This window comes from Ruegeria sp. HU-ET01832 (genome assembly GCF_040371315.1).
Classification (GTDB): Bacteria; Pseudomonadota; Alphaproteobacteria; order Rhodobacterales; family Rhodobacteraceae; genus Ruegeria; species Ruegeria lacuscaerulensis_A.
Window position 1 is genome coordinate 763,964 of the sequence record NZ_BAABWL010000002.1, and the last position, 26,252, is coordinate 790,215.

Annotated in this window: 18 protein-coding genes and 1 pseudogene; 6 read left to right on the plus strand and 13 right to left on the minus strand. The window is 54.7% G+C overall.

Annotation, left to right across the window (positions count from 1 at the left end; translation table 11 throughout):
- Positions 1-174: 174 nt before the first annotated feature.
- From ABWV79_RS09030 to ABWV79_RS09070, 9 genes are all read right to left on the minus strand, one after another.
- The gene (locus tag ABWV79_RS09030) at positions 175-1,065 is read right to left on the minus strand and encodes a DUF2950 family protein (protein ID WP_170356619.1); all 891 of its coding nucleotides are present in this window, start codon (positions 1,063-1,065) and stop codon (positions 175-177) included.
- A 1-nt stretch (position 1,066) separates the two neighbouring features.
- Positions 1,067-2,368: a DUF3300 domain-containing protein gene (locus ABWV79_RS09035; protein ID WP_353391477.1), complete on the minus strand. Its 1,302-nt coding sequence runs from the start codon at positions 2,366-2,368 to the stop codon at positions 1,067-1,069.
- A gap of 837 nt (positions 2,369-3,205) precedes the next feature.
- The gene (locus ABWV79_RS09040; protein ID WP_353391479.1) at positions 3,206-8,740 is read right to left on the minus strand and encodes an AAA family ATPase; all 5,535 of its coding nucleotides are present in this window, start codon (positions 8,738-8,740) and stop codon (positions 3,206-3,208) included.
- The gene (locus ABWV79_RS09045) at positions 8,733-10,046 is read right to left on the minus strand and encodes a tryptophan 7-halogenase (RefSeq protein ID WP_353391481.1); all 1,314 of its coding nucleotides are present in this window, start codon (positions 10,044-10,046) and stop codon (positions 8,733-8,735) included. Before ABWV79_RS09045 ends, ABWV79_RS09040 begins: the two co-directional genes overlap by 8 nt.
- Positions 10,043-11,365 carry an FAD-dependent oxidoreductase gene (locus ABWV79_RS09050; RefSeq protein ID WP_353391483.1) on the minus strand — a complete coding sequence of 441 codons (1,323 nt, stop codon included), beginning with the start codon at positions 11,363-11,365 and terminating at the stop codon, positions 10,043-10,045. Before ABWV79_RS09050 ends, ABWV79_RS09045 begins: the two co-directional genes overlap by 4 nt.
- Before the next feature lie 5 nt (positions 11,366-11,370).
- Complete coding sequence (locus ABWV79_RS09055) at positions 11,371-11,892, minus strand: hypothetical protein (protein WP_353391485.1); 522 nt, start codon at positions 11,890-11,892, stop codon at positions 11,371-11,373.
- 24 nt (positions 11,893-11,916) lie between these two features.
- On the minus strand, positions 11,917-14,184 hold the full coding sequence (locus ABWV79_RS09060; RefSeq protein ID WP_353391487.1) for a TOMM precursor leader peptide-binding protein: 2,268 nt from the start codon (positions 14,182-14,184) through the stop codon (positions 11,917-11,919).
- Between the two features lie 14 nt (positions 14,185-14,198).
- Positions 14,199-14,429, minus strand: coding sequence for a hypothetical protein (locus ABWV79_RS09065; RefSeq protein WP_170754847.1), 231 nt, complete (start codon positions 14,427-14,429; stop codon positions 14,199-14,201).
- 150 nt (positions 14,430-14,579) lie between these two features.
- Entirely contained in the window at positions 14,580-15,866 is a 1,287-nt protein-coding gene (locus ABWV79_RS09070) for a cytochrome P450 (protein WP_353391489.1), read from the minus strand.
- Positions 15,867-15,892: 26 nt separating this feature from the next.
- On the opposite strand from ABWV79_RS09070, the gene ABWV79_RS09075 reads away from it, so the two are divergent.
- Positions 15,893-17,209 carry a SagB family peptide dehydrogenase gene (locus tag ABWV79_RS09075; RefSeq protein ID WP_353391490.1) on the plus strand — a complete coding sequence of 439 codons (1,317 nt, stop codon included), beginning with the start codon at positions 15,893-15,895 and terminating at the stop codon, positions 17,207-17,209.
- Positions 17,210-17,543: 334 nt separating this feature from the next.
- On the opposite strand, the gene ABWV79_RS09080 is transcribed toward ABWV79_RS09075, so the two are convergent.
- Entirely contained in the window at positions 17,544-18,443 is a 900-nt protein-coding gene (locus ABWV79_RS09080; protein ID WP_353391491.1) for a LysR family transcriptional regulator, read from the minus strand.
- Between the two features lie 157 nt (positions 18,444-18,600).
- Here ABWV79_RS09080 and ABWV79_RS09085 point away from each other — a divergent pair, with 157 nt between their 5' ends.
- Entirely contained in the window at positions 18,601-20,175 is a 1,575-nt protein-coding gene (locus tag ABWV79_RS09085; RefSeq protein WP_353391493.1) for an arylsulfatase, read from the plus strand.
- Positions 20,176-20,255: 80 nt separating this feature from the next.
- Positions 20,256-20,435: pseudogene (locus ABWV79_RS09090) on the plus strand (integrase core domain-containing protein); the annotation flags it as partial.
- Positions 20,436-20,679: 244 nt separating this feature from the next.
- Here the strand turns inward: ABWV79_RS09090 and ABWV79_RS09095 are convergent.
- The 3 genes from ABWV79_RS09095 to ABWV79_RS09105 form a co-directional block, all read right to left on the minus strand.
- On the minus strand, positions 20,680-20,982 hold the full coding sequence (locus tag ABWV79_RS09095; RefSeq protein WP_353391494.1) for a hypothetical protein: 303 nt from the start codon (positions 20,980-20,982) through the stop codon (positions 20,680-20,682).
- A gap of 62 nt (positions 20,983-21,044) precedes the next feature.
- The gene (locus tag ABWV79_RS09100) at positions 21,045-22,505 is read right to left on the minus strand and encodes a catalase (RefSeq protein WP_209195464.1); all 1,461 of its coding nucleotides are present in this window, start codon (positions 22,503-22,505) and stop codon (positions 21,045-21,047) included.
- A gap of 221 nt (positions 22,506-22,726) precedes the next feature.
- Complete coding sequence (locus tag ABWV79_RS09105; protein ID WP_353391496.1) at positions 22,727-23,098, minus strand: DDE-type integrase/transposase/recombinase; 372 nt, start codon at positions 23,096-23,098, stop codon at positions 22,727-22,729.
- Positions 23,099-23,334: 236 nt separating this feature from the next.
- On the opposite strand from ABWV79_RS09105, the gene ABWV79_RS09110 reads away from it, so the two are divergent.
- The 3 genes from ABWV79_RS09110 to ABWV79_RS09120 all read left to right on the plus strand — a co-directional run bounded on the left by ABWV79_RS09110 (position 23,335) and on the right by ABWV79_RS09120 (position 26,238).
- Entirely contained in the window at positions 23,335-23,982 is a 648-nt protein-coding gene (locus ABWV79_RS09110) for a glycine-rich domain-containing protein (RefSeq protein WP_353391498.1), read from the plus strand.
- Positions 23,983-24,680: 698 nt separating this feature from the next.
- Positions 24,681-25,019 carry a hypothetical protein gene (locus tag ABWV79_RS09115; protein WP_353391499.1) on the plus strand — a complete coding sequence of 113 codons (339 nt, stop codon included), beginning with the start codon at positions 24,681-24,683 and terminating at the stop codon, positions 25,017-25,019.
- Positions 25,012-26,238 carry an HlyD family secretion protein gene (locus tag ABWV79_RS09120; RefSeq protein ID WP_353391501.1) on the plus strand — a complete coding sequence of 409 codons (1,227 nt, stop codon included), beginning with the start codon at positions 25,012-25,014 and terminating at the stop codon, positions 26,236-26,238. The genes ABWV79_RS09115 and ABWV79_RS09120 overlap by 8 nt, the downstream gene beginning before the upstream one ends.
- Positions 26,239-26,252 lie beyond the last annotated feature (14 nt).

Genomic DNA, 26,252 nt, shown 5'->3' on the forward strand with positions numbered 1-26,252 from the left:
TGGATCAAACCGTAAGATGGACAATTTGCTCGAAGTCACAATGTGTGTTGCAAGAGCGATCCAGGCTGAACCTGTTCGGGTACACGTAACCATCGAATTGAAGCTCGTTACACGATCCGCAAATAGTGGCCTCAGCAAAGCAGCAGAGCTTAAGCGCCACTATCAATCCAAACATTATTCCACCGGTGACCAATTAGTGTCTGGATCATAGGCAGTAATTTCAGCAGCAATACTGAGTGTTTCAGGGCCAAAATCTGCCTCGTAGACTATGCCGTTTTCGCCAACCAGAAAGGAATGGACACCAGTTTCTCCGTAGTCTGCCGGTATTGCCAGCAAGGCATGTCCTGCAACGAAGTGATCCCCGACGAAATAAGGGTAGGCACCCCCAGGAGCGTTAGGACCCTGCTCTTGCAGGATTGTGTAATAATAGCCAAGAAACGGCTCGGCTTCATAGTCAGCCTGACCGTCACTCCACCCCGAAGCTGCAGCGCGGGCGAGAGCTGCACCGACAAAGCTGTCTTTACCGGGCCAGAATAGTCCGTTTTGCTCTTCGGGATCAGAAATGATCGTCTGAGCGAATTCCATAACGCCATTCCCGTTATGGTCCACAAGCCGGAAAGCTGCCTGCAGGTCAACATAGGCCTCAAGCAATTCGATCACTTCCAACTCATTCAAGCCTATTTCACGAGCTGAAAGTTCCTCGATACCAGCCTCCAGGTCAAAGCGCCAACCGTCATCTTTTCGCAGAATTGGGATAGGGAAAGGCCAACCGTCTTCACCCAGAAGAAGTACAACGCCATCGTCCTCAGGCCGGAAACGATACCCCTCTGCATACATGCCAAGCATTTCCTGCCTTCTTTCTTGATCTTCCGCCGGATCACCCGTTCCAACCAGATCTTCGGCTTCAGGCCCGAAAATTTCGATCAGCTTGCTCTGATCATTAGCCTTCAACGCATCAACAAAAGCATCCAGTGCGGTTTGCGGCGTATCAAATCTGGCTCCTTCAGAGAGAGCCGGGCTGGTGGTCGCGGCAAGCAACAAAATTGAAAATACTGATCTACGCATCTTACCGTCTCCGCTTGCCTTTAGCGGCGTGTCCACGCTTGGACGCGCTTTGAGTTCTGCTGCCGGACGCCTTTTTCTTCATCGCTTGCCCTTTGGATGCCGCGGGCTTGCGCTGCGTCGATGCGGCTTTCTTCGCCTGCGGCTTCTTGGCGGTCTGCGGTCTTTGTGCGACTGGCTTTTTCGCTGAATCTGGACGTTTGGTACGATCAATGGCCTGTTGCTTTGCAGCGGCCTTGTCCCGATTAGCGTTTCCCCGGTTCGCTAGTGCCCCGCCTGCTACAGCCCCTGCACCGGCACCGACCGCAGCTGCTGCCGCCCCGCGGTCCCGGCTGATATCTGCAGCACCAGATTCTCGGCTCAACTTTGCACGCAGCTCATCCGTGCGACCGTCAGGACGGCTAACCGGCAAGTCGCCGCGGCCACCTTCAGGTCTTTTATGATCCGCTATTTTGTTCCGGGCCTCCTGTTGCCGGTCAGGATCGGGGTTCCATCCGATATCCGTTCGGTCACCTAAATCTATATCATTGCCGATATTGACGTTGCCATCGACGTCTATGTCGATGTTTGGATTTCTGTAAATAGGACCACCGCCCCAGCCACCGCAATTTCGGCACCCCCAGTAGTCATACCAATCATCGTCGTCGTCAAAAATTTCGTCGATCAGGGCAACGGCGCCAAACGTTAGTAGTGCTGCGCCCACAACATCCCCGGTTGACGGGCCAGTATAAACCGTCTCGGGATTGTATTGTGGGACGTATACCGTTTCGGGTTCTGTCGGTGTAATTACTACTGTGTCGTCGTCAGACACTTCGACAGTTTGCTCGGGACCTGAAACAAGAGCGCCGCTGTCAATTGCCTGATCCCGCATGACCTGCACGGCATCCATCACATCATCGGACTGGGCCAACATGGCTGTGCCGACTGTCTCGGTCCAGTCGATATGGGTGGCCATCTGCCCAACAACTTCGGGAAACGCCGTCGCCAATACGCTGACAGAAGGATCCCATCCCATTGCTTCGATTTCCGGCTCAAGTTCAACGGGGTCGCGGTCGGCGTTATCCAGCAAATACCGCTCAGCCTTAACAATTTCCAATGGCTGGGTGGCCGCCACAAATATCTGTATGAGTAACGTGTCGGGATAAAGAGCAACCGGGGCGACCAATGTCTGCAACTCAGCATCAGTTAGCAGGCTGGACGAGGTTGCAGGGGTATCATCTTTTCCCGCCACATCTTCGGACGACTCTTGCGCTAACGCGAAAGTAGATACGCAAACACCGAATGCAATTAATAGAAACCTAAACATATTGCGATCCTTCGATTTCTTGAAGGATCACCTATGACTGCGATTCTGGCAACCGGTCAGTCAAATAGATGGTTTTGGGATAATAATGGCCCCCAAATCAAGTTTGAGCGAGTGTTCGCTTTGGCTCGAAGAAGACGTTCACTGCACTTTGTTTGAGTGTCTGCTATTCTTAGTTACCGGTCGTTCCGTCATGCTCGAACCTGAGGCTTTGCAGCGCCAGTTCCAATGATTAGTGTGGTATGTTTAGTGGTATGCATTTTAGCTTCTAAGATTTTATAAATTTTTAACAAAAAGTCATATAAAGTGTATAGTTGCTCCTCGGTCCGCCATTTGTGTCCTTGTCAGGCGACACATAGTTCTGCCACCAGCGACAGAACCTTGCCATTTTCGCCTCACTTCCTTCATCAAGCACCTAAACCGATTTCAATGATCCTGACTTCTCTTTTGGGAAAATCAGGGCTGAATTGCAGATCAGACGCCGAAGGCGCCTGTTCCTGCTGATCTGCCACGTGGCGAACGCGTATATCGGCATTCAATTTTGACTCGCTTAGTGATGAGCAGGCCCCGGCGCTTCAAGCGTCCTCTAATTGATGGGAAATTGGATCCCAAGATCAAAGCGGAAACCACCCGCACAGCGACCTGCAGTGGAAACCGCCGCGCAAGTTCACAAGAGCCAAAAACCAATACCGCTTAGTTGTCCGGTGAAACGGGGGCTGGATCACACACAAAACAATGCCTCGCATTCGTCTGGGTGGAAACTCAACGAGTCTTTTGCCAGTGAAGACTTGTTTTGTCGCGCCAACACAATTGAAAGCGAAGCGTTGTGGTTTAGGTCTCCTAAGCGAACTTCTGAAGAGACGCTCGAACGTCAGGGGGTACGGCTGTAAAGCGAACGGTAAAGCATCCGTCCTGATCGTTTTGATCCAGTACTTTCGCAAACACCGTCAGGGGTTCGGTAGAACCGTTTGCTTGCGTGATTTGAATTTGCAGATCCGTAAGGGGGCTGGGTGCCTCTGTCGTCATAATACAGGCTTCCGACGGGGACAGTTTAAAAAGCTTGCCCTCTTGGGTGTCGCCAACGACTTGCTTGCCAACGACGGTCCTAAAGTGAACGGGTAGAGGTGGATTTATCTCGACCAATTCGACCGGTTGAGCGGACAGGCTGATGTCGTAAGTTCCACCCACGCCAAAAAGTTCGTGCAGCACCAGCGGCTTGCCAGCACCCTTGGGTTCGACTGTGCGCTTGCTGCCAAGTTCCAGAGGCGCTCTTGACGACTTGAGTGTCTCATCTGCAATCAGAATTTGCCCACCGACAGTATAGCTTTCGATCCGCGCCGCCAGATTGGTCGTGCTACCGACAACACTGTATTTTGCGCGCTTGTCCGAGCCGATGTTTCCGACCACAACTTCACCTGTGTTCACCCCGATTCCCATCTCGATTTCAGGAAAACCATTCGCGGTGTTCCACTCGTTCACCCGCACCATCCGCTGCTGCATTTCCAAAGCACAGGCCAGGGCGCGTTCAGTGTCGTCGGGTCTTTGCAGGGGGGCGCCAAACACCACAAGGATTGCATCACCGATAAAGGCATCAATCGTGCCGTTGTATTTCTGAATGACGTTTGTCATCTCACTGAGATAGCTGTTCAGCATAGCCACGATGTTTTCTGGCGGCAGTGTGTCGGACAAGGTCGAGAAACCCCGCAGGTCTGACATCAACACCGTGACCGTCGTTTTCTTACCGCTAAAGTCGATCCCGTCCGCAGATTTCAACAGTTGATCGACGACTTCGCTGGCCAGAAACTGGCCAAAGGTCTGTTCTAAGAACTTGGCGTGAACCTCAAGTTGTTCGGTGCGCTCGCGGACTTTGTCTTCGAGATGTTCAACGATCTCGGCATTGCGCATAGATACCGCAATCTGACCCGAAAGCAGTGAAAGCAAATGAGCGCGTTCAGGTTTAAACGCTGCACTGACCAGATTGTTTTCCAGAAATACAAGGCCGATCAGTTCGTTCTGGTGCAGGATCGGCTGACACAGAACCGAACGTGTTTCGTTTTCCTGGACATAGGCGTCCACCATGAACCGCTCATCAATCTGAGCGTCGTCCACGAGGACAACATCATGCGTACGCGCCGTATAGTTGATCACGCTGGCCGGGACCAAACGTGCGCCTTCAACCGAGTCGAGCCGAACGGGTTCCTGAACGCCAGTTCCGTCGGATATGACGCTAACCTCGGTTTCGATCACCAGATCGTCCCCGCGCGCCAGTAATAGAACGCCGCGCTGCGCACCGGCGTTCTCGATCAGAATTCCAAGCAGCCGATCCAATAGGCGCCCCACAACCACTTCGGCTGAAATGGTTTGCGCGGCCTTAAGTAAGGTGTTCAGGTCAAGATCTTGCCCAAGCAAGTGATTGGTCGCGACTTGCGTACTCGCAGAAATGCTTTCTGTCACAGGCTGGCTGGTGGCGCGACGCTCGCGATGTTCGGCAAGCAGTTGCGGGAACTCCAGCTCAAGCTCTTCGACCTTGCGTTGAGCCCCCCAAAGGCGGTAGGCATGTCGTGCATCCCGCAGATACATCATCCCGATCCGGGCATTCGGTCGTGGGGTTATGATGTACCGCGCGGCCAGTTCGCAGGCCAACGCTTCGTCTTGAAGGAACCGACCTTTTTGAGCCGCCTCAATAGCCCCGTCAAACAGATCGAGGACTTCGACATCTTTGCCATCCAGACGTGCGGCTTCAGCAGCGACCATTAGGCGTTTGGCTTCAAAGTTATCTGGGCCGGACTCAGCCCATTGGCCCAACCTTTCAAGATTTGCATCAAGCTGGGCTCTGAGATCCGGGTCGGGGTCACCGTGCTGCAGAATAGCCGCAATGGACAGAGACTGATAAAGCAGGTGATCGGCAAGACAAGGATGGTTGATCACAAAGCTCAGAAGGGGCTCGACGAGTTTTGTCTCGAGCAGTGCGTCATGAGGGCGTCCAAAGACATACAGAGCCTGAGCTTTCAAAATCCGATAGAAACAGATGGCCATGGACATCTGGTTCTGCTCGCATGCTGACAGAAACGCGGCTTCATCCAGGTCGTCAATGGAGAAATCGGCACTGGATTGCGTGCGCCCGGCCAGGGTCGAAAGCCCCAGACGATAGGCGTTGATACCTGCGGCTGCCCCATGGTTCTGGGCTTTGTGCAGAGCGTCCAGTTGCGCGGGCATCGCATCCAGAACCTGGTCCAGCGGTTTGCCGGCAAAACTGTCTATCACGACCCGGTACATGACCAGATAACCGGCCCACAAGATATCGCCCGAGTTCATTCCCTCGCGATAGCCTCGTTCGATCACCGGAATCGCATTGCGAACATGTTGGACCCACGGGATCAACTCGACACCTGTGACCAGGCAAACGGTTGCAGTCGGCGCACGCGCTCCGAACTTGTCACACAACCGCAGGGCCAATTCCCCAAAGGCCAGGCCTTCGCGGTACTTGCCCATGAATGCACCGATGATCAGGCCAAAATTGGCAAAGAACAACGCGGATTCCGGTGCGTTGCCATGCTTGAGCGACAGTTGAACCGAGGTGCCGACGATCTGTGGGAAAAGTTCCTGCCTGTTCAGGAAGGCCGCAATGGTCAAATGCCGCAAACAACGTTGGGCCAGCGCGATTTCGGGGCTGTCCACGTCCGGGTTTCCGAAAAGATCTGCAGGGTTGCCTTCGCCCAGCATACCGGCTGCCTGACCGATAGCGTTTTGCCCAGCTTCTTCGAGGTTCTCGAGGCTCATCTGAACCCCGACAAGCTCCAGCGCTTTTATCCCTGCATTGATGGCTTCGTCGAACTCCATCAAAAGGGTGTGCTGGGCGATCCGTGTAAAGTAGATCTCGGCTTTCTCTAGGTCGGTGCGCGCATGTTCAAGGGTTGCGTTAACGATTTCGGTGCAACGTTCGAAATTACCAGTTAGATATTCCAGAGATGCTGACAGGTTTTGGGCCTCGAACATCAACTCGTAATTCTGGTGCCAGCCGTCCGACCCCAAAAGCTCTGAGGCGGTGTTCACGAAAGACAGCGCGGCACCGTAAGCGGCCGAGTCAAAGGCCTTGCGGGCGGCGATCAGGTCAAGATGGGCAAGATCAAGCTGTTCTGCTCGGTCCTCCATATCGTCCCGGCCGATATTCAACTGATCCACCACCTCGAAGATACGGTCGTTTATTTCATCTTCCGTAAGCCGGGCTCTCAGTTGGCGTCCGATTGCAAGGTGCACGCTGCTGTGGCCGTCTGTTTCGATTAGGCCATACGCCGCCTGTTGCACTCTGTCGTGCTGAAATGCGAAATCCCGAACGACAAGCGGCGACAGCGCGTTGTCCATTTCCGTCACCACAAGATCGGACAATGGCTGAATCATCTCTTCCCTAATCGCGGGCAACAGACATTCAAATGCTTGTTGAGGTTCGATCTTGAGGATCAGTGCCAGTGTTTCAATATCGAAACGGTTGCCAATACAGGCCGCAATTTGCAGGACGTTCTGCGTATCCTGTTGAAGGCGCCGCAGTTTTTCAAGCAACAGATCAACCACGTTGTCGGTTATTTTGGCAGCGCGGATCGCCTGGATGTCCCAAACCCATTTCGCGGGTTCACCGTTTGACTCGGATTGCTGGGTGATCAGTTTTTCATGGTGCAGATCCGTAAGGAACTGACGCACGAATAGAGGATTACCCTGCGTTTTTTGTACCACAAGTTGCGCTAGGTCGATCAGTCGTGATGCGTCGGCGTGTAGCGTATCTGCAATCAGGCTGGCGATATCCGACATACCCAATGGGGCAAGGGACAGGCTGGACAGACGTCCCCCGGCTTCTTTTACAGCATCCAGAGCGCGGGTCATCGGATGCATCGCGTCCACTTCGTTGCTGCGGTACGCTCCGATCAGCAGAAGGCGCCCGATTTCTTCATCGGTCAAAATCACGGACAACAAACCAAGCGTTGCGCTGTCGGCCCATTGCAGGTCGTCCAGGAAAAGCACCACAACCCGGTCATGTGCACACAAAGCACGCAAGAACCGCCGAACTGTTTGATTGAAACGGTTCATCGACTCGGCGGCGTCCAGTTCCGGCGCTTCCGGCTGCGGGCCGATGATCAGTTCAAGTTCGGGTACAACGTCCAACAGAACCGAGGCGTTGGGCGCCAGGGCTTCGTTCAGTTCTTTGTGCCAGGTGGCGTGGCGTGTCTGGCTTTCGGTCAAGAGCTGCCGCACAAGGTCTTTCAGCGCGACTGTCAAACCCGAATATGGGTCGTTCTTCTTGAACTGTTCGAATTTGCCTTTGATGAAATACCCGCGTTCACGGGTGATCGGTTTGTGGACTTCGTTGACCAGCGCTGTCTTACCAACGCCTGAATACCCTGAAACCAGCATCATTTCAGCCGGTCCCTGCCGAACGCGTTCAAAGGCCTCTAGCAAGGTGCGCACTTCGCGGTCGCGGCCGTATAGCCGCTGGGGCACAGTGAAGCGTTCTGTCTGGTCCCGACGTCCCGGTTCAAACCGGTCCAGGTTCACGCCAAGGCGAACGGCTTCGAGATCGGCAATAATTCCCGCGGCGCTCTGGTATCGGTCTTCAGCCTTTTTGGCCATCATACGCCCGACAATCTTCGACAGGGGCAGCGATACATCTGGATTGCGGCGATGCGCCGGAACCGGTTCACGCGCTACGTGGCAATGCACCAGTTCCAGCTTGTCTTCGGCCTCAAACGGGGGCACGCCGGTCAGCATTTCGTAGAAAGTCGCACCCATGGAATAAAAGTCGGTGCGATGATCAAGGGTCCGGTTCATGCGTCCGGTCTGTTCCGGCGAGATATAGGGAAGCGTACCCTCCAGAACTTCAGGGCTTTTCAGAACAGGATGTTCGGTCGAAAACTGAGTCGCAATTCCAAAGTCGATCAGTTTGACCTCTCCCGTGCCGGGGTTGATCAATACGTTCTGAGGTGAAATATCCTTGTGAATGACGTTGGCTTGGTGGATGCCCTCTATGGCGCGGGCGATCTGCAGGGCGGTCTCAAGGAATTCGTCATGTGACAGCGCCCGGCTGGAGAGCAGTTCACCGACTGAAATGCCATCGAAGTCTTCCAGCACCATCATCAGCGATTTGTCGTGACGATTGAGTTGAAGGGCACGGATCACGCCCGGCAGGTTCAGGCTGTTGGTAATCTCAAACTCGCTGCGGTATCGCGCAAGTCGGCTGGCGCTGGGGAAGTCGTTCTTGAGGATCTTGATGACCACATGTTCCCCATCCGAGTCCCGTGTTGCGCGAAACACAAAGGAGTTGGTGCCTTCATAGAGACGTTCGGACAATTGGAAGCCCGGGACGAAGGACATATTGATACTAGACATGTGTGCCGTTACCCGCCGACGTATTGTTTGCGTTATAATAGCCTATACCATGGCCAACTTGTGCAAAATTTAGTTCCGAGAAGTTTCCGAACGGGATGAATTTAGTCAGCTTGGGCAAGATGTCCTGCTCCCAAATATCCTGTTTCGTGCAAGCGCCGATTTCCGTGCCCGGTAAGTCGCGTCCGACATCCAGAAAATCACTCATGGCACCGATATGCCCCCTCAGGTACGCGTGTTTCCCGGCGTACTCAAGACTGCGCGCAGCCAAATCCCAGAATGGGCTTTTCCAGCGTGAACCACGCACATAGTGCCAGGCGATAAACAACGAGTTGCGCAGGACATAAGCCCGCATTGTTCTGTTGGCATGATCGACGGCTTGGATATCTGTTGTACTTTGGGGGTGATGGTCCGTCATCCAGCGCTGCGCAATACGGACCTGCATGATCGTTGCGCCAATGGCGGTGGCCTCAAGCGGTTCAACGAACGAGGCTGCGTTGCCGATAGTAAAGACGCGCCCATCAAACCACGTGCGCCGCATGAAATTCGGAAAACTGACCCGAACGCGAATTTCGGCCAGTTCCGCACCTTCTTCTTTGAGGAAGCTGTCGAAATCCGCCAATACGTCCTCATCGCTGCTTAGCGAGGGATTGAACACATATCCGCACGATGTCCATTCCCTGAGCGGTATCTGGAAGATCCACCCGTGTGGCCGGGCAACGATACGGGACATGCTGGTGTCCGCGCTAGGCGGAAGGCGGCGCACCATCGCGCGGCCTGTCGGGATCCAATCCATTCGGATTATGTCAGGGTCTGCCGGTGCTTGATCCCACGCCCCTGGAGGAAAACCGCGCGCGTCCAGAACGTAGTCGCAGTGCAGATGGCTGCCATCCTCAAAACCAATGTTCACGCCGCCGGGCAAGCTGTCCAACGAAACCACCCTCGCATCCATCTGGGTCGCGCGCACATGGTCTCGGATAATGCCAGTCACGCGACCGGCGTCAAAGTGGTATCCGAACAGGCGCGGTGGCTGGAAGCGGTTCACGAAATCCACGTCCCGCGATCCCCAGCCTTCATAATAGGACCCCGATTTGACCGTCGCGCCGCACCGTTCCGCGATTTCATCCGGGCCGACGCCGGTGACTTCGTCTAGCCACAACGGGAAACGTGGTGTGGTTCCCTCACCAACGCCGATCGTCGGAATGCGGGAATCGTAGATATGCCAAAGCTGCGCCTTTGGGAAATAGCGGGTCATATGGGCCGCAGCGATGAATCCGGCGGTGCCTCCGCCCAATACAGCAACTTTCATGCTACGGCCTCGTTCAAAAAGGATTCGGGTGCGCGTAGCATATGCTGAAACTCCAGCAAAACTATGGCCAACGCTGGGTCAAATGGCGCGGCTTGAACAAGGCTTTCGATCTGAGGTGTCAGGTTGGTATTTGCTTCAGGGTCTGTCCATGTTCCGGTGGCAATGCGCCAAGGCCATTCATTGTGCCGGGCCAATTGAGACTGGAAAGACCGCGCGTGTGGTTCTGGCTGATCCAACCATCGCGAAAGCAGCTGGACCCCCCGCGCGGCCGCAGTCATTCCTAGCCCGGCATAGGGATCCAGCGCGCAAACACTGTCGCCGAGAGCAAACAGGTTTTCGGGCCACGAGGGATAGTCCTCATACCGACGTCGACGGTTTGCCGTGCGTCCAAACAAATGCGGCGGCGCGACTGTTTCGGCGTGTTCCAATATGTCGCTCAAGGTGGGGTCGGACAAACCAGCCGCCAGCTTCAGTACACCCGGCCCATCAGTGGGCAGAGGTTCAGTTTCGGGTGTTTGCAATACCACGCCCCAAAGGTCATTTTCAGCACGCATTATCATTCCCGCACGTCCGCTCGATTGGCGGGTAGGGGCCAGCGCAAGCCCTTGCCAGTCAGGGGCTTTATCCGCAGGTAGGCGAACCCAAAGTGAAACGTATTGCCGACCGGGCGCGATCTCGGTTCGGGTGATGTGATGCGTGTCTCCGAAGTGCTGGGCTAGCCACCGCGGCAGACGCGAGGCCGCGCCGCTGGCATCGATGACAAGGTCGGCATTGTCCAAGACCTGAACAACGCCCGTGGTCGTCTGAACCCGGACACCAGAGACGCGCGATGCGTCTGGCGTGAGCGTCAGACCCATGACGCGATCGCCTTGCCGGATGCGTATATTTCCGGCGCGGCTCAGTAATCGGGTCAGCGCCGTTTCAATCAGGCACCGCGAAGCGCCGTACAGGGTTATGCCGGTTTCAACCCTCGGGAGCCATCCCGAAGATACCCGCATCGCGACATCCGCGCCCGCATCGTATGGTACTGCACCCAGCGCGATCAATTCCGCGCGCCAACCGGGCACCAGATCGTCAAACGCGCGGGCCCCGGCACCCATAAGCATGTGCAGGCAATGGCTTTGCGGTACGGCTGAGCGGGCCGCTGGGGCGCTGCTGTTTGGTTGGGCATATTCAGACCGTTCAAGCACCGTGACGCGCGTATACCGGTCTTTCAGCATATGGGCGCACAGCAGCCCTGCTATGCCGCCACCAATTACCAGCGCATGTGCGCTTTCCTTGGTTGGCGTAAAGGGCTGAGAGGCTGCTGGCGTGACCATGCGTGTCAGAATGCGTCCTTGGGGACATCATAAGAGATGCGTTCGAAGGTCTGCGACACGACAAACTGAAAACCATTGGTTTTGCCTTCCTCATCCCGCGGGACAAAAGGTCCAATAATGCGCCGTTGGTTGGGATTCAGGAAATACTGGTTGTTGTAGTAGTCCCCGGTCGGAAAATTGAGGTGGAACAGATACGTCCCCGGTGAGCTTTCGACACCGTGGACCTTGACCGCGCCAGTAATCGATTGGCACGATTTGCCATCAACCTGCAGTTCAAATTCTCGCAGCACAAAAAGGTTTTCAAGGGCTTTTCCGTGTTCGTGTTCCTGGATCAGTTGGTCAAGGCTGCCAAGGTCTTCCTGCCGGTAGTGCATGACCTTCCCGGGCTCTTTCCAGTCGATGGTCAGGATGCTTGGGCCAGTGTACAGGTATTCACCCTTGTTATCGTAGACGATCGAATGACCGGTCCACATCCCGATCATAATGTCGAAAGGGCGGGCATAGTCAAAAGGGGTAGGGCTGATCATAACTGAAATCCTATTTGGTTGCGGTCAAAACTGTATCACATGCGGGTTCAGGTCGTTCTCTTGCGTCCGCTCAGCAAGCCAACCCTGCTCTACGGGAACGTCATAAAGCCGTCCGGGGCCGAACCGGGCCCAGAAGTGGCGCAAGCCCGGTGCAACGACCCGCACAACCGGGAAATTCACGTCCGGTCGGGTCTGATCCAGTACCAGAACGTCGATGTTCTTTGCTTTCAGACGTGAGAGGCAGGTCTGGATATCCTCAAGCACGTCGTCAGCTGCGAGGCTGTGCGTGCTGTCCAGCGCAAGCATGGGCTGCGTTTCGTCGGGCACAAGGTAGCGCGCCTCATGCAGCCGTGTTGTGCGCCACCAATCTATTGCATCCGAATTGCCAAGATAGCTTTGCTGCATAGTTGCGCCACACGTTTTAGGAACGGCTTCAAGGGATTGGTTTATTTCCGTCAAAGCTCGCGACAGGGCAACCTCTGGGTCGAGGTGACAACCAAAGCCGTAGATGATGTCTTCTTCTTGTTTGTCTGTTCGGGCCGAGATCGCTGCGAATGTTGGGATGCAGATATCGCTTGTAACGTCTATCACCGTGAGGGTTCGATGCAGTTGGGCATAGTGCGCAGACAGGTCACGACCGTAAGAGTCGCGCGCAGCGGCCAGGTCGACGCCTGGCCGGTTCAGCCGGTTGTACCACCAGATCGCGACAGCGTCGCGTTCGATCAGCTCCAATAGCCCCTGCAGAATAGCTTCTTCCAGTGTTCCGCCGGCGGCACAGCCGTTAGAGTCGGCGCGGCCGAAACTTGGGCCGGGTCCTCGATAGCCAAAATAGCACATGGAGGTCGGCAGATGGCGTATGCGCGCTTCTCCCAATGACCAGAGTGGCGTCCATTCAATTTGCGCCTCAGGGTCGAAAGGTTCAGGCACCCAATAGGCCTTGTGCGTCTTGCGATTAAGCTCGGCCCGATCGGCAAACTGCTGGGCGCTATAGCCCTGACACGCGTTTGGCAGGATCGCTCTGTCTAGGTCCCGGTACCGGGCAAGATGCCGAGGTTCCGAGCCGTCAAACACTCCGCAGTACCGTTCCAATGATTCAGCTATCGCGCTGATGCGAGCCTGTTTGGGGTTGCGCCCCTTGCCGCCAGACCGTCGCCGCAGACCCTCGCGCAGGAAGAACTTGCTGTCGTGCAAATCCGAGAAGTTGTGATCGGCGGAATAAGTCGGTGTGATCCACTCGGGGCTGCCGTCTGGCCCGCTGCGGATACCTGGTTCCAGCGCGCCGACAATACCGGTGATCGGACTGACATGCCTGTCCAGAGCAGCCTGAATATCGGCGGGGCGGCGCGATCTGTGCCCGCCATCTGTTCCTTGCAGCTTGGGGCGGGATCGCAGAACCGGTCTATCGGGTGTCGTTTGCGTCTGTGCGGGATCGCCACATACTGGGCATTGAGGGCGACGCGTCAGAACATGGGCCTTTCGTTGCATTGACAGATGATCTGTACTGATCACTCGGTCGGCCAACATCTCTGGTCGGCCCGTTCCGATCCAGCGCGCTACTTCCGTCGCGATTTCGGCCAAGGCCGCAAATTTTGACGCGGCAAGACTACCTTGCGGGGCCAGCCGCGCTTTGTCCAAGCCATTTAAACGACCAATGTGGGTATCGACCCTCCGGTGCCACCGAAGGCGCTGCGTCAAACATTCAAGACATGCGGTTTCGCCGGGAACAAACGCCGGGCCCAGCCAACTTTCCATTCCGCCAGGGCTAACCAGTATCCATGGTCTTTGTTCTGCGACGGCCTTTTTGTTCCACTCGGCCAAGTCCCGGTTTAGGTAATCGTCTGCAACAACGACACTCAGTTCACCGCGATCCGCGACACAAAGCCCGTTCCTTTCAAGCAACATGCGCAGATCTTCGGCAGTTCCATCGTCGCAGATTACATCGACCGTCGCGTTTGCTAGACGCTCCGCCGCTTGCGACGGCAATGCCCCAGCGCATTCCCAGAAGGCTTGCTGCTCGCGGGGGATGGGGGCCGTATCTTCGGCTAGAAAGCCGCGCTGTTTCAGAATGTCCAACGCTGAGAATATGTCGGCACTGAGATAGCGCCGGCACAGTTGGTCAAATATGTCGTCAACCAGAAAAGACCCGTCCAGCAATGGTGCCAGATCCGAGAAAATTGGGCTGGTCAGGCAAACATGGCCCTTGTGGCTGAAAAGGTACAAGCCCTCTTCCGGGACAACGATCGCCTCTAGGCTTGATTTAAACCGCGGTGCCGCAATGGCACTGGCATACATTGGGGCCCATGCCCTTAGCAGCACGCCGGCGGAGCGACTGCGGTGTTATGCTCATGCAAATCATCGTCATGCACACCGTCTGGCCGGTCGCCGACGTTTACGATCTGAGTGAAGGTTTTGCCTATCTCTTCGCCATATGCTTTAACCGCTGAGGTCGGGTCCTGCTCTAGCAGCGTCCGGAACTCTGGGTCTTTCCAAGCCTTGGCGTGCATTTTGCCCCAGTCTTCATTTGTTGGTGCTGTCATGGAACATCCCTCCCTATCTTAGGTCGCCTTCCGCTAATCTGCATTAGGCCTTAGCGTTTTGTTAACCTTTTCACAGGCTAAGGAGTCGATCAAGGTGCGAGTTGGGTTTCTGTTGTCTTGTTCACAACCGGTTCATCTACATGTCTAAATTCAGGTTTGGTTTCTGCTGATAACTTCAAACTGTCCTTCAGTCCCTGCTATCGGGCGAAGAGTGTAGTTTTGCGCAATTACTTGAATTATAACGGCCATCTGCAAAAGTGACTGAGCGGCCGCGACGCAAACTCTTGGACCTGCCCCGAAAGGAATATAAGCTTTGGCTGAGTTGGGCTTTACGCGGCCCGCGGCAAAGCGGTCGGGTTGAAACTGGGATGGCTGAGCAAAGTAACGAGGATCCCGATGCAGCAACTCCGGGCTGATCCAAACCCCAATACCTTCAGGCAGTTGAAAGTCATGCAGCGCAAAGCTTTTGGCGATTTCTCGGTAGAGAATAGGTGCAGGGGGCGACAGGCGCATCGACTCGCGAAGGATTGCCACCGTATCGCTTGCGCCAAGGGTCGCAACGTTCAGGCGTTTCTCTTCATCAAAAGCCGCCGCCTCGGCATGCAGCCCTTCATGCAACTTGTGGCTGGCGACATCGCGCCAAAACTGGGTCAGGGCAAATGGAATCGTGAGATGCCCGGCAAACAGCATCTGAACAATCTCGCCAGTAACATCTTGCCTAGACAGAATTTCAGGTGCGTTGCGCTGGGCCGCAACCAATGCCGACAGAATGTCACCGCGATCGACAAAGTCGTCAAACCGCGCATGGACAAGGGCAACTACATTGTCCATACGCGCGGGCGCACGAGGACGCGTCATCTGCAGTGCTCCGGTGACATGTCTCAGGGTTGCGGTGAAATCCTCGCCATAGGCTTCCTGCATGGTCACAAATCCACTGCCCCCGTGGTCCGTACCAAAGCCCTGAACGTCGGCATCCAACACGCTGCGCATTGCGAGGCGACTGATCAGCAACCGAACCTCGTGGGGCAGGTCAATCTGTTCACCGCCTTTCCAGCGCGCTATGGTTTCATGTGCAAGCTCAGCCGCCAAAGCCAGCCGAGGTGCGCGCAGACTGCTGCGAAACAACGGCAGCAAAACCTGTCGTCGAGCTCGCCAAGTCTCGGGGTCATTCAGTGTTGTCAGGCCGTCGCCCCAATAGCCTGTATTCGAATCTCGCAAAAAGTCGGGCTTACGCAGGTCGGCCTCGTGAAATCGAAGCAAGGCTCGCACCATATCGGCGTCGTGCACAAAGACGATCGGGCCAGCACCCAGGTCAAATTGCGACACGCTACCGAACGTGTCGAACAGGTATTCCAGAAACGTCAGCGGGCTGCGTTGGAAGAACTGTGCGTTCAGACGCGCGTGTTGAGCCTCAACCGGGCCGGGCGGCAAAGTCACGGCGATAGCCTGGCAGGAGGAATATGATGGAGCGACCGACTATCTGGGCCTATGGGCTGGCGCCTGATGTTCTGCTGGAAACGATAGCGGGGGAAACGAGGCTCAATAGTCCGATGGGGTCGATCAACCTGACAGACGATGCCCATGTGACGCTTGCCCAGAAGCTTGCGCTGGGCTTTATGAGTGAAACAGACCTCACGAATTTCGTATCCGGAAACCCGGCGGCAGAGGATGTCTGTGCATCGTTTTTGTTTCGTCTGGATCAACGCGGGTTTCTCTGTCGGTTCGTTATGCAGGATGACAAGCCTATCGCGGTTTGTGTTCCGCAACGCTCCCCTGTCTCGGGCCTTCCGAATTTCACGCCTAAAAACAGTCTCAGGCTGTCTCGTGAAACACTGTTGTCTCCGCAAAAGCAAGGGTTGCAGGCGCGGGTACCAGGAAGCTGGGCTTCGATGCAACTTTTGGACGCCAAACTGTCGCCGCTGATTTTCGAGCTCTCTGCCGGATCAGATTTCGCAAATGCAGCAAACAGTGTGCCCGAGATTGAGCAGGAAGTTTTCGAGGCTGTTATCTGCCTGTTTGCTTGGTGCGGTTTGCTGGAGTGCGACGAAAAACCCGCTGCGCCGGTTCACGAAACCCTATTTGTCGAGCGCACCCGCCTAGGGTTCACCCGCGCGCATATTGGCAAAACCGGAGCAGCGCAGCGCCCAACCCAAGCCCCAGGCAATGATCCGGAAATAGTCCTGCCGAAACATGATTTAGCCGCCCTTGCCGCAGGTGATCCTCCGTTCGCCGTGGTGTCCCGCAATCGCCAGAGCCGCCGTGAACAAGGGCGCACACCAATTGCGAAGGATCAAGTGAGCGAGTTGTTGTTCCGGTGTTTCCATCCGTTGGGTCAACACCATTCTTATCCGAGCGGAGGCGGCCTTTACGCGTTGACCGCGTATCTTTTGGTCAATCGTTGCGAAGGTCTAGAAGCCGGTCTGTACGTCTATGACAGTGCTGAGCATGGCCTTAACATGATCGCAGAAGTTAACGCCCTGTTGTGTAGCATGTTGAAGGACGCCGCCGCGTCGGCGAACCGCTCTGAACATACGCAAGCTCTGCTACTGCTTTCGGCGGATATGACTGCCGTCCGAGCGGCCTATGGCGATTTGGCCTATGCGTTGGTGTTGAAAGAGGTTGGCGCGGTTTATCAGAACATCCAACTTGTGGGTACGGCGATGAAACTGGCGACCTGTCCTCTGGGAACGGCAAACTCGGTTGCGTTCGCGGCTGTTAGCGGCCGTGACCTACACAATATGCCTTTGGTTGGGGAAATGATGATTGGATCAATCGAATAAGCGGCCGACGACCCCTGCAGAATTTGGCTGGCCACGTCTGTTTCAAACCACCTATCAGTTCCTTTAACTGAAACAATGCTGATGAGCCGATACAATCGATGTGGCCCGCCCCTTTGAAAAAACGGTTTGCGCAATGAAATTATCCAGTGAAACACCGGCACTGCTGCGTGTCAGATAATTTGACCCTTAGGGGCCTCTGGCGCTGCCAGAAGAGCACATGCAGTTGCGTTACATGTTCCGGCTGATTGAGAACACTCGAGGCGCTGTACCCCTTCCGTTAGCTGACGAGATTTCCGGTCTGGGCGTTGCGGTGAGAGCACGGCAGGCTCTCCGATCATGCCCTATAGCTAGCAAGCTCATTCCAAAACAATTCAACTGCGGCAGACGTGTTCTGCGACTTGCGCGCCGCACAGATGTTCCATGTCAAATTCTGTTTCATCGACACGGGTCTGACAGTCTTTGTGCGGATTAGTTCCGCGAACGTGTCCGGCATCCCTCCCACCACGAAGTCAGGCTCCGCCAACAGTCCGGTCAGGAGGTTATAGTCGTCGCATTCGATATGCGGCTGTGAATTGACCTTTTCGACGGCCTCAACACCGCCACCAAGTGCCTTCGTCAAGGCAGCTTTCCAGTGTTTATGCAGATGCGGTGACGCAAAGGGAAAGTCGAAAATACCTGCCATGGTTTGCGGACCGCGCTGGTGAATCTCATGGTCTCGATGAGCGACGAATTGGATAGTCTGCTTCTCCATCACCATGATCTCGACGTCTTCGGCTTCGGGTGTGTAGGTCAGATCGCCGAGGAACACGTCGAATTCGCCCGCCTGCAATAAGTCAAGTGGACGCGCGTAGGCACTTACCAGAATTCGGAAACGCAGGTCAGGTATCGCCCGTCGCACGACGCGTAAGACAGGCAGGATCAAAGTTCTTGTGGTGAGCGGCCCGCACCCAATTAGCAAAGTGCCCGGCCCGGATTCACGCAATCCAGCCACGCGAGTTGCATAGCGGTCAAGATCTTCGCGCAGCGCCTTAGCGATAGGCAGAAACTCCTGCCCCGCGCGTGTCAACGTGCTGCTGTTGCGGCTGCGATGGAATAATATAAGGCCCGTGTGATCCTCAGCCTGCCCGACATAGCGGGACAAGGACGCGTTCGAGACACCCATCACACGAGCCGCATTTTGAAAGCTGCCGGTTTCCGCCAATACCAGAAAGGCGGTCAATGCGTTTTCGTTCATCGTGCAGCCAATTTCATTTCAAGTTTCGTGTTTTAGATTTCACAATATGAAATCATGGTAAAGCTCTGTTGCGACAAGAAAGTCTCAATCGTTATCCCTGACGGACCCTTCGATATTTCCACCATCGAGATCTTTTTCTCAGTCCACAGAGGTAACAATGTTCGCTCTTAGATCTATAGCGGTATCCGCCACGCTGGCCACGGCGACGGTCTGTGCCTTGCCAGTATTGGCCGAAACCGATCAGCCCAATATTCTTGTCATCATGGCCGACGATGTCGGCTGGGCCAGTCTTGGCAGCTATCATCAGGGTGTGAAAAGCATCCAAACCCCCAATCTTGATCAACTGGCCGCCGAGGGTATGCGTCTGACGGATTACTATGCGCAGCCAAGCTGCACTGCCGGGCGATCCGCCTTCATCACCGGACAGTTGCCGGTACGTACCGGAATGCACACGGTCGGCCTGCCCGGAGACCCTGAAAAAGGTCTGAGCGAGGATGATCCAACCCTGGCCAATATGCTGAAGTCTCTGGGCTATAAGACCGGGCAATTTGGCAAGAACCACCTGGGAGATATGAATAAATTCCTGCCGACGGTGAAAGGTTTTGATGAATATTGGGGCTGGCTCTATCATCTGAACGCGATGGAATACACATCCGATCCAGACTGGCCTAAGGACCAGAACTTCAACGATACATTTGGCCCTCGGAACATCATTCTTGCCTATGCCACGGATACAGTCGATGAAGCGGTAGATCCGCGTTGGGGTTTGGTTGGCAAACAACGCATCATCGACGATGGCCCCGCCCCGCCCGAGCGGCAAAAGACGCTGGACGACGAAGTGACAGCCCACACGCTGGACTTCATCAACCGCGCAGTCGACAGCGAAACGCCGTTCTTTGTCTGGATGGCCCCGGCGCGCGCGCACGTCTGGACGCATCTGAGCCCCGAATACGAGGCCATGCTGGGTGACGGGCGCGGCCTGCAGGACGTCGTGATGAAAGAGCTGGACGACAACGTGGGCAAAGTCATGGCGCGACTGGAAGAATTGGGCGTCTCGGACAACACCATTGTTGTCTTTACGTCTGACAACGGACCGGAAACCATGACCTGGCCGGACGGTGGAACAACACCGTTCCATGGCGAAAAGGGCACAACCTGGGAAGGCGGCTTCCGCGTCCCTGCCATCATTCGCTGGCCCGGTAAAGTTCCTGCCGGAACTGTGAGCAACGGTATTTTTGCCGGGCTTGACTGGATGCCCACCCTCGTTGCCGCTGCTGGCGGGCCCGATGATCTGACCGGTTCATTGTTGGAGGGTTACGAGGGCTATCAGGTGCACCTGGATGGGTACAACCAACTGTCGTTCCTTACTGGTGAGGGGGAGAGTAACCGGGAAGAGATCATCTACTATGAGGGCCCCGATCTGCAAGCCGTGCGCCATGGCGATTGGAAAGCACATTTCACGATCCAGACCGAAGGTTGGGCAGGGCCAAAAGAGGAGCTGAACGCCCCTTTGCTGTTCAACCTGCGTCGCGATCCCTACGAAAAAGCGGCCGAAGAGTCGGGGATGTATACACGGTGGATGGGCAACAAAATGTGGGCCTTTGGTCCTGCTGCCAAAATCGTCCAAAACCACCTGTCTACGTTCAAGGACTATCCTCCGCGGGGTTCGGACATAACCAATCAGTCTCACGTCGAAGAACAGATTTCGACCGAAGGCGGGATGTCACAGTAGAAATCAATTCTCGGGAGGCACCAAGCCGTTGTCTCCCGATCCTTAATAGAACTCGCGGGAAACACCTGCTGACGGAGGTCCGCTTCCTCGATAACATCTTTGTCGAGCGGCTCCGGTGGTCGTTGAAATACGAATGCGTCTACCTGCACGTCTGAGAGACCGGATCGGATGCAAAAGCGGGCGTTGAGAAATGGATCGAGTTTTACAACCAAAAGCGTCCTCATTCCGCTCTTGGCGGCAAGCCACCAGCCGTGATCTATTGGCTGCGAAAGAAAGGAATAAAACCAAACCAATCATCAGGAGCAAAAAGTAGCTTAATCTACGCCGCAGACTGTCCAATAATTGGGGGGAAGCTCAAAGTTCTGCGATGCGGTAAGCAAGAATTTGTGTGCACAAGGTGTGTCAAGTCTCGGACGAAAGCCCAAGGAGCATGTCGGCAGAGCGGTCCGCAGCAACTAGAAAGACTAGCTGACGGACACAATTAGCTCTGCCCTCAAGTCGCGCCTACAGTGTTTTCTTATAGAACTCTGTGTAGTCAGCATCGTACACGAGTTTCTCAACTGGTAGATTCAAAGCCGCGCGCAATTTATTGGCAATATGGCGTCGCGACCAGTTGACGGCAGCAAGCCCCGAGCCATGATCGCTTTCAAGCTCCTCAATCAGAGTTGCAATTTGATGGTACAAGTCATCCTTCGGCGTATCAAACGCTAGCGCGGCTGCCGGGACAGCTGCGGTTAAGGTCATTCCGGACCCCGCTGCCAAAAGGGTGCGGCGGTTTATTGAAAGACGGTCGTGAGAGTTTGTCATAGAGAAAGTCCTGAAAATTGTGAAAAAGCCCGACCGCGTAGCGCACGCCGGGCCGGGTGTCGTTACAGGTCTGCAACATCGCCGAGATTGATTCCCAACGCGTCCGCGATGCCCTGCGCATAGGCCGGATCGGCCCTATGACAGTTACGGATGTGACGGTGCTTGATCTCGATACGAGCCGGAGCGATGGCTCGCGCTGTGTTGTCAAACAGCTGCTGTTTCTGATCATCAGTCATCAATTGAAACAAGGCACGGGGTTGCGAGTAGTAGTCTTCATCCTCGCGATGGTTCCAGTGATCGGCCTGACCCTCAAGCGACAAGGGCGGTTCGGAAAAATCGGGCTGTTCTTGCCACTCTTCGAACATGTTCGGTTCATAACCCAGAGTAGACCCATAGTTGCCGTCGACCCGCATCGCGCCATCGCGGTGATAAGAATGGAAAGGACAACGCGGCGCGTTGACCGGAATTTGCGAATGGTTCACGCCCAGCCGGTAGCGAGCTGCGTCACCATAGGAAAACAGCCTCCCCTGCAACATTTTATCCGGTGAGAAACCGATGCCTGGTACTACGCTGGAAGGCGCGAACGAGGCCTGCTCAACCTCCGCATAATAGTTTTCGGGGTTCCGGTTCAGCTCGAACTCACCAACTTCGATCAGAGGATAGTCCGCCTTGGGCCAGATTTTGGTCAGATCGAACGGATTGATGTGATAGCTGCCAGCTTCTTTCTCGGGCATGATTTGCACAAACATCGTCCACTTCGGAAAATTGCCCTGCTCGATGTTGTCATACAAGTCACGCTGGTGGCTTTCACGGTCTGCAGCGACGATTTCAGCGGCATCGGCATCGGTCAGGTTCTTAATCCCTTGCGCGCTTTTGAAGTGGAACTTGACCCAGAAGCGTTCGTTGTCTGCATTGATCAGGCTGAATGTGTGGCTACCAAAACCGTCCATGTGCCGATAGGTTGCGGGTAGGCCACGATCCGACATCACAATGGTGACCTGATGCAGGGCTTCAGGTAGGTTAGTCCAAAAATCCCAGTTGTTGTCTGCACTACGCATGTTTGTGCGCGGGTCTCGTTTGACCGCGTGGTTAAGGTCGGGAAATTTCAGCGGATCGCGCAAAAAGAAGACCGGGGTGTTGTTGCCGACAAGATCCCAATTGCCTTCATCAGTATAGAATTTCATGGCAAAGCCACGAATGTCTCGCTCAGCATCTGCCGCTCCGCGCTCACCCGCTACGGTTGAAAAACGAACGAACATCTCTGTCTCTTTTCCGATTTTGGAAAAGATGTTGGCGCGAGTGAATTTAGTGATGTCATGGGTTACCTTGAACGTTCCGTACGCTCCGGAACCTTTGGCGTGCATGCGGCGTTCCGGAATCACTTCGCGGTCAAAATGTGCCATTTTTTCTAGAAACCAAACATCCTGCAGCAACGCGGGGCCGCGACGACCTGCTGTCATGATGTTTTGGTTGTCAGGGACCGGGGCCCCGAATGCGGTGGTTAACTTAGGTTTCTTAGCCATTCACTTTCTCCTCTATTTGTGCGTCGAAGCTATCGTCAGGGGAAATTTTGTGAACCGGGCTAAATTCAACTTATGATCGTATTTTAAACACGTGTTAGGGATCAAATTGTGTAAAAATATTTTTGAATAAAAGTCCAAAATGTAGCTTACTTACAAGCTGACGAAGGGGACTGTTGCATTAATCTATTTGGTCTGGATTTGCGCGGGCGAGCGTCGATGAACTACGCGGCTTCGAATAGCTTTGCGATGAACTGGAGCTCTCCAAGAATGCCTGATTGTTTGTGACGAATGTGGCCTTGTTTGAGGGTCTCCAGGCCGCTTAGGGTCGCTTTGGCCGTTCGCAAAGAGCGAAAGCTTTGGCGGTATCCAAACAGTCTTTTCATGGCGGCATGATAACTCTCGATCAGATTGTTTCGACACTTTCGGTCGATGTGCCGAGTGCTGTCAAAATGCGGATCATAACGATGATTGATTTCGCGAACGACACGCCGATACTGTCCACCTTGGTGTGGACAAAGCCGGGTGAGGCTGCCCTGACGCTTTGGATGGTTATGATTGCAGCGGGACAAACGTTCCCGTGTTAAGCGAGTCATCTGTTTCGTCTGCCGCTCACACACCTACGATCGGAGCTGACTGACGGGTTGCGATGCTAGCAAAGGCCCTGAGAAGGGCACCGTTCCCTCAAGGGCAACTGGAGCTTACACGGCGGGGTCTTCCAGACTTCTGGTAGCGGCAATGTCCGCGCAGCCCGAGAGAACCAGCGTGTCACATACTTGTCATATTTGTGCGTTAGCCAAAAACTGAAAAAGAGAAAACACAGGAGGCTCCGATGACCTCTCTCAATATTCAGCTATGGGAGCTGATTAAGACGCACAAGATGCCTGATGATGCTGCAGGCAAACCGTTCATTGAACAACTGATGGACGAATACCGCATCTCTCTCGATACCGCCAAAGTAGCGATCGCCGAATATCAAAAATTCATGTATCTTTGTGCTACACGGCACGAGCGTAACGTGCCCTCGAAGGCGGTGGATTTGGTGTGGCATTTGCATATGCAGCACAGTCGCGACTATTGGGATGTCTTTTGCAAGAAGCTGGGCAAGCCCGTGCACCACAATCCTGGTAGCCTGGGCGCGCAACATCTGGATGACTACAAGTCCACCGTCAAAGCCTATTCGGCCCTGTTCGGAACGCCCCCAAAAGGGATCTGGAGACAAAAAGACAGGCTTGGAACTTTTCTGATGTTGATCTTCTTGGCGGTGTTCATTTGCATCGGCGGTAGCTCCATCGTGCAAAGTGACAATCTACTATTTGGATTTCTTTGGCTGACTGTACCGGTCGTTTGTTTTGTGATCGCCCTCAACAGCCTGACGTCGACAAGTGAACTCACGCTGATATTTGAAAGCGGCGACCCGTTTGCCGACGACGATGCAGGTGATTGTGGTTCGGGCGATGGCGGTGGTTGCGGCGATTGAGCCGTAAGTCGTGCATGCTGGTTACGGTTGCTCAGGGTCGTAGTACGCTCAAAGAATGACAAACTCGCCCTTGATCGATTTAGCCTAAAATCCCAATCCGATCCGCGAGGCCGCAAATCATGCGCAGAACGACCAGCGCAAGATTGACAAAAAATCTCAAATATCAAACCTGCAACGATGCGATCCCAGCCAATTGATACAGCCGGGCCGATAGAGGGTGATGAAAATCTTGTGCCACCAGGTGCGACACGCCGCGTCAGCCTGAAAATGGAAGAAACACGCAGATTTATGGAAGAACTATGGAGGATTTTCCAGTTAGGCTTTGGTGGAACCTAGGGGAAACGCCGCCGAACGCCTAATTCACTGATAGTAAACACTATTGTAGTGTGTTGGTTTGCAGTGTGTCTCACCTTAGTGCCACACTCCAATATGCACAACCTCTTCCGCCAAGCTGTGCACATCAAAGCGTGCAAACCTCTTTACTGCCCTGCTTGGTCTACTGTTCAGACCTACTGCTTTTTCCATTTTGAAGTGTTGCGAACGATGTGGAGCGGTTGTGTACAGGTCTGCTCGGCAACTACCTTATTCACGCCGTACTAGTTGGTATCAAAGCCACTTCGCTATCTGCAGCGAGATTGGTCTTTTTGATTTCAATCAGTTATATTCGAATGTGATCACTTGGATTTTTGGGGGTACAGGTGAACGGTTCTATTTCTGATGAGGCGATGGCGAGGCTCCCATTCTGGGTAACACCTCCGGGGGAGACAGACGGGTTTCTGATCGTTGTCGGATTGGTTCTAGTCATAGTGCTACTGGGTTTTGGTGCACTCTACTTCACCGTACAGGCCATTCCAGACCGCATGGCAGCAGGTGCTCATAAGGTCCAAATGCAGTTGGTCGGTGTGCTTGGGTTGATCTCTCTCTTCACCCTGAACAACGCTTTCTGGATCGCGGCTATTTTGATTGCTGCCGTGCCGTTGCATGAAATCTTTCCACTCAAGACCGAAGTAGACGTCTCGGAGAGCGACGATGCTTGAGTTGGTCTTCTCTGCACTGATCACAATCGTCCCGGATTATCTGTATCGCCGCTACAAGCAAGGCAAGCGTTGGGGGCACGAAATAACCCTGTTCAATGTCTGGTATGAATTGCGGTGGGGTTTGACCGCCTGTGCAATATTGGCTGTGACGCTGATCACGGTGATCTTCTATTTCCACCCCTCAACGCGGAATGTCTCTGCGGCGTTTCGCACAATTACTATTCTGTCGGATCGCGCGGGGAGGGTCGCGGAAGTCTATGTTGCCAATAATGGCCACGTGAATGCTGGTGAGGCCATTTTCCGACTGGACACCACACGGCAGGAGGCGGCAGCGGAAACGGCTCAGCGGCGTATCGAAGAGATTGAGGCGGCTTTGGGCCTGACCGCAACGGAAGTCGCGAGCGCCACCGCTCGGGTTGAAGCGACAGAAGCAGACCTTGCTCAGGTGGCGAGCGATTTGGAGCGACGTCTGGAGCTTGCGGAACGAAACAACACCGTTGTTAGTGAGCAGGAATTGGAACGTTTGCAAACAGCGGTGTCCGGCGCGGAAAGTCAGCGCGCAGCCGCTATTGCCTCCCTAGACGGTGCCAAATTGCGCCAAACCACCCTTCTCCCTGCACAGCTTGAAACTGCACGTGCGGTTTTGAGCGAGTCGGAGAACGAGATATCAAAATCCACTGTGTTTGCCGAGGTGGATGGGACCGTAACTCAGTTCCTCCTTAAGCCGGGCGATATCGTTAACCCAATTCTACGCCCTGCCGGGATTTTAGTGCCTGAGGTCACGGGACAGGGGCGTTTTATCGCTGCTTTTGGTCAGATTTCTGCCAGTGTACTAAAGCCGGGTATGCTGGTGGAAATTACCTGCGCGTCTAAACCGTTGACCATCGTCCCGATGGTTGTGGATGACGTGCAAGGGGCGATTGCTGCGGGGCAGTTCCGACCGGGTGATGCGCTGCTGGATCAGCAGGATCGAGCGCGACCCGGTACAGTTACAGCGTTCCTAGCACCTATTTTTCCAGAGCATCTTGATAGCATCCCGCCCGGTAGTGCGTGCGTGGGCGTTGCGTATACGAGCCGAGCAAAGGAAATAGACGCTGGTGAGATCACCGGCCTGCCGGCCTTCATTGCAAGGATTGTGGATGGCATGGGTATAGCAAATGCAATTGTCTTGCGTGCGCAAGCCATCCTGCTTCCGGTGAAGACATTGGTATTCAATTAGGCCCCAACCGGCAG

Excerpts from the sequence above, each read along its gene's own strand:
- ABWV79_RS09030 (WP_170356619.1), bottom strand. The coding sequence starts at position 1,065 with ATGCGTAGATCAGTATTTTCAATTTTGTTGCTTGCCGCGACCACCAGC.
- ABWV79_RS09035 (WP_353391477.1), bottom strand. The coding sequence starts at position 2,368 with ATGTTTAGGTTTCTATTAATTGCATTCGGTGTTTGCGTATCTACTTTC.
- ABWV79_RS09040 (WP_353391479.1), bottom strand. The coding sequence starts at position 8,740 with ATGTCTAGTATCAATATGTCCTTCGTCCCGGGCTTCCAATTGTCCGAA.
- ABWV79_RS09045 (WP_353391481.1), bottom strand. The coding sequence starts at position 10,046 with ATGAAAGTTGCTGTATTGGGCGGAGGCACCGCCGGATTCATCGCTGCG.
- ABWV79_RS09050 (WP_353391483.1), bottom strand. The coding sequence starts at position 11,365 with ATGGTCACGCCAGCAGCCTCTCAGCCCTTTACGCCAACCAAGGAAAGC.
- ABWV79_RS09055 (WP_353391485.1), bottom strand. The coding sequence starts at position 11,892 with ATGATCAGCCCTACCCCTTTTGACTATGCCCGCCCTTTCGACATTATG.
- ABWV79_RS09060 (WP_353391487.1), bottom strand. The coding sequence starts at position 14,184 with ATGTATGCCAGTGCCATTGCGGCACCGCGGTTTAAATCAAGCCTAGAG.
- ABWV79_RS09065 (WP_170754847.1), bottom strand. The coding sequence starts at position 14,429 with ATGACAGCACCAACAAATGAAGACTGGGGCAAAATGCACGCCAAGGCT.
- ABWV79_RS09075 (WP_353391490.1), top strand. The coding sequence starts at position 15,893 with ATGGAGCGACCGACTATCTGGGCCTATGGGCTGGCGCCTGATGTTCTG.
- ABWV79_RS09080 (WP_353391491.1), bottom strand. The coding sequence starts at position 18,443 with ATGAACGAAAACGCATTGACCGCCTTTCTGGTATTGGCGGAAACCGGC.
- ABWV79_RS09085 (WP_353391493.1), top strand. The coding sequence starts at position 18,601 with ATGTTCGCTCTTAGATCTATAGCGGTATCCGCCACGCTGGCCACGGCG.
- ABWV79_RS09095 (WP_353391494.1), bottom strand. The coding sequence starts at position 20,982 with ATGACAAACTCTCACGACCGTCTTTCAATAAACCGCCGCACCCTTTTG.
- ABWV79_RS09100 (WP_209195464.1), bottom strand. The coding sequence starts at position 22,505 with ATGGCTAAGAAACCTAAGTTAACCACCGCATTCGGGGCCCCGGTCCCT.
- ABWV79_RS09105 (WP_353391496.1), bottom strand. The coding sequence starts at position 23,098 with ATGACTCGCTTAACACGGGAACGTTTGTCCCGCTGCAATCATAACCAT.
- ABWV79_RS09110 (WP_353391498.1), top strand. The coding sequence starts at position 23,335 with ATGACCTCTCTCAATATTCAGCTATGGGAGCTGATTAAGACGCACAAG.
- ABWV79_RS09120 (WP_353391501.1), top strand. The coding sequence starts at position 25,012 with ATGCTTGAGTTGGTCTTCTCTGCACTGATCACAATCGTCCCGGATTAT.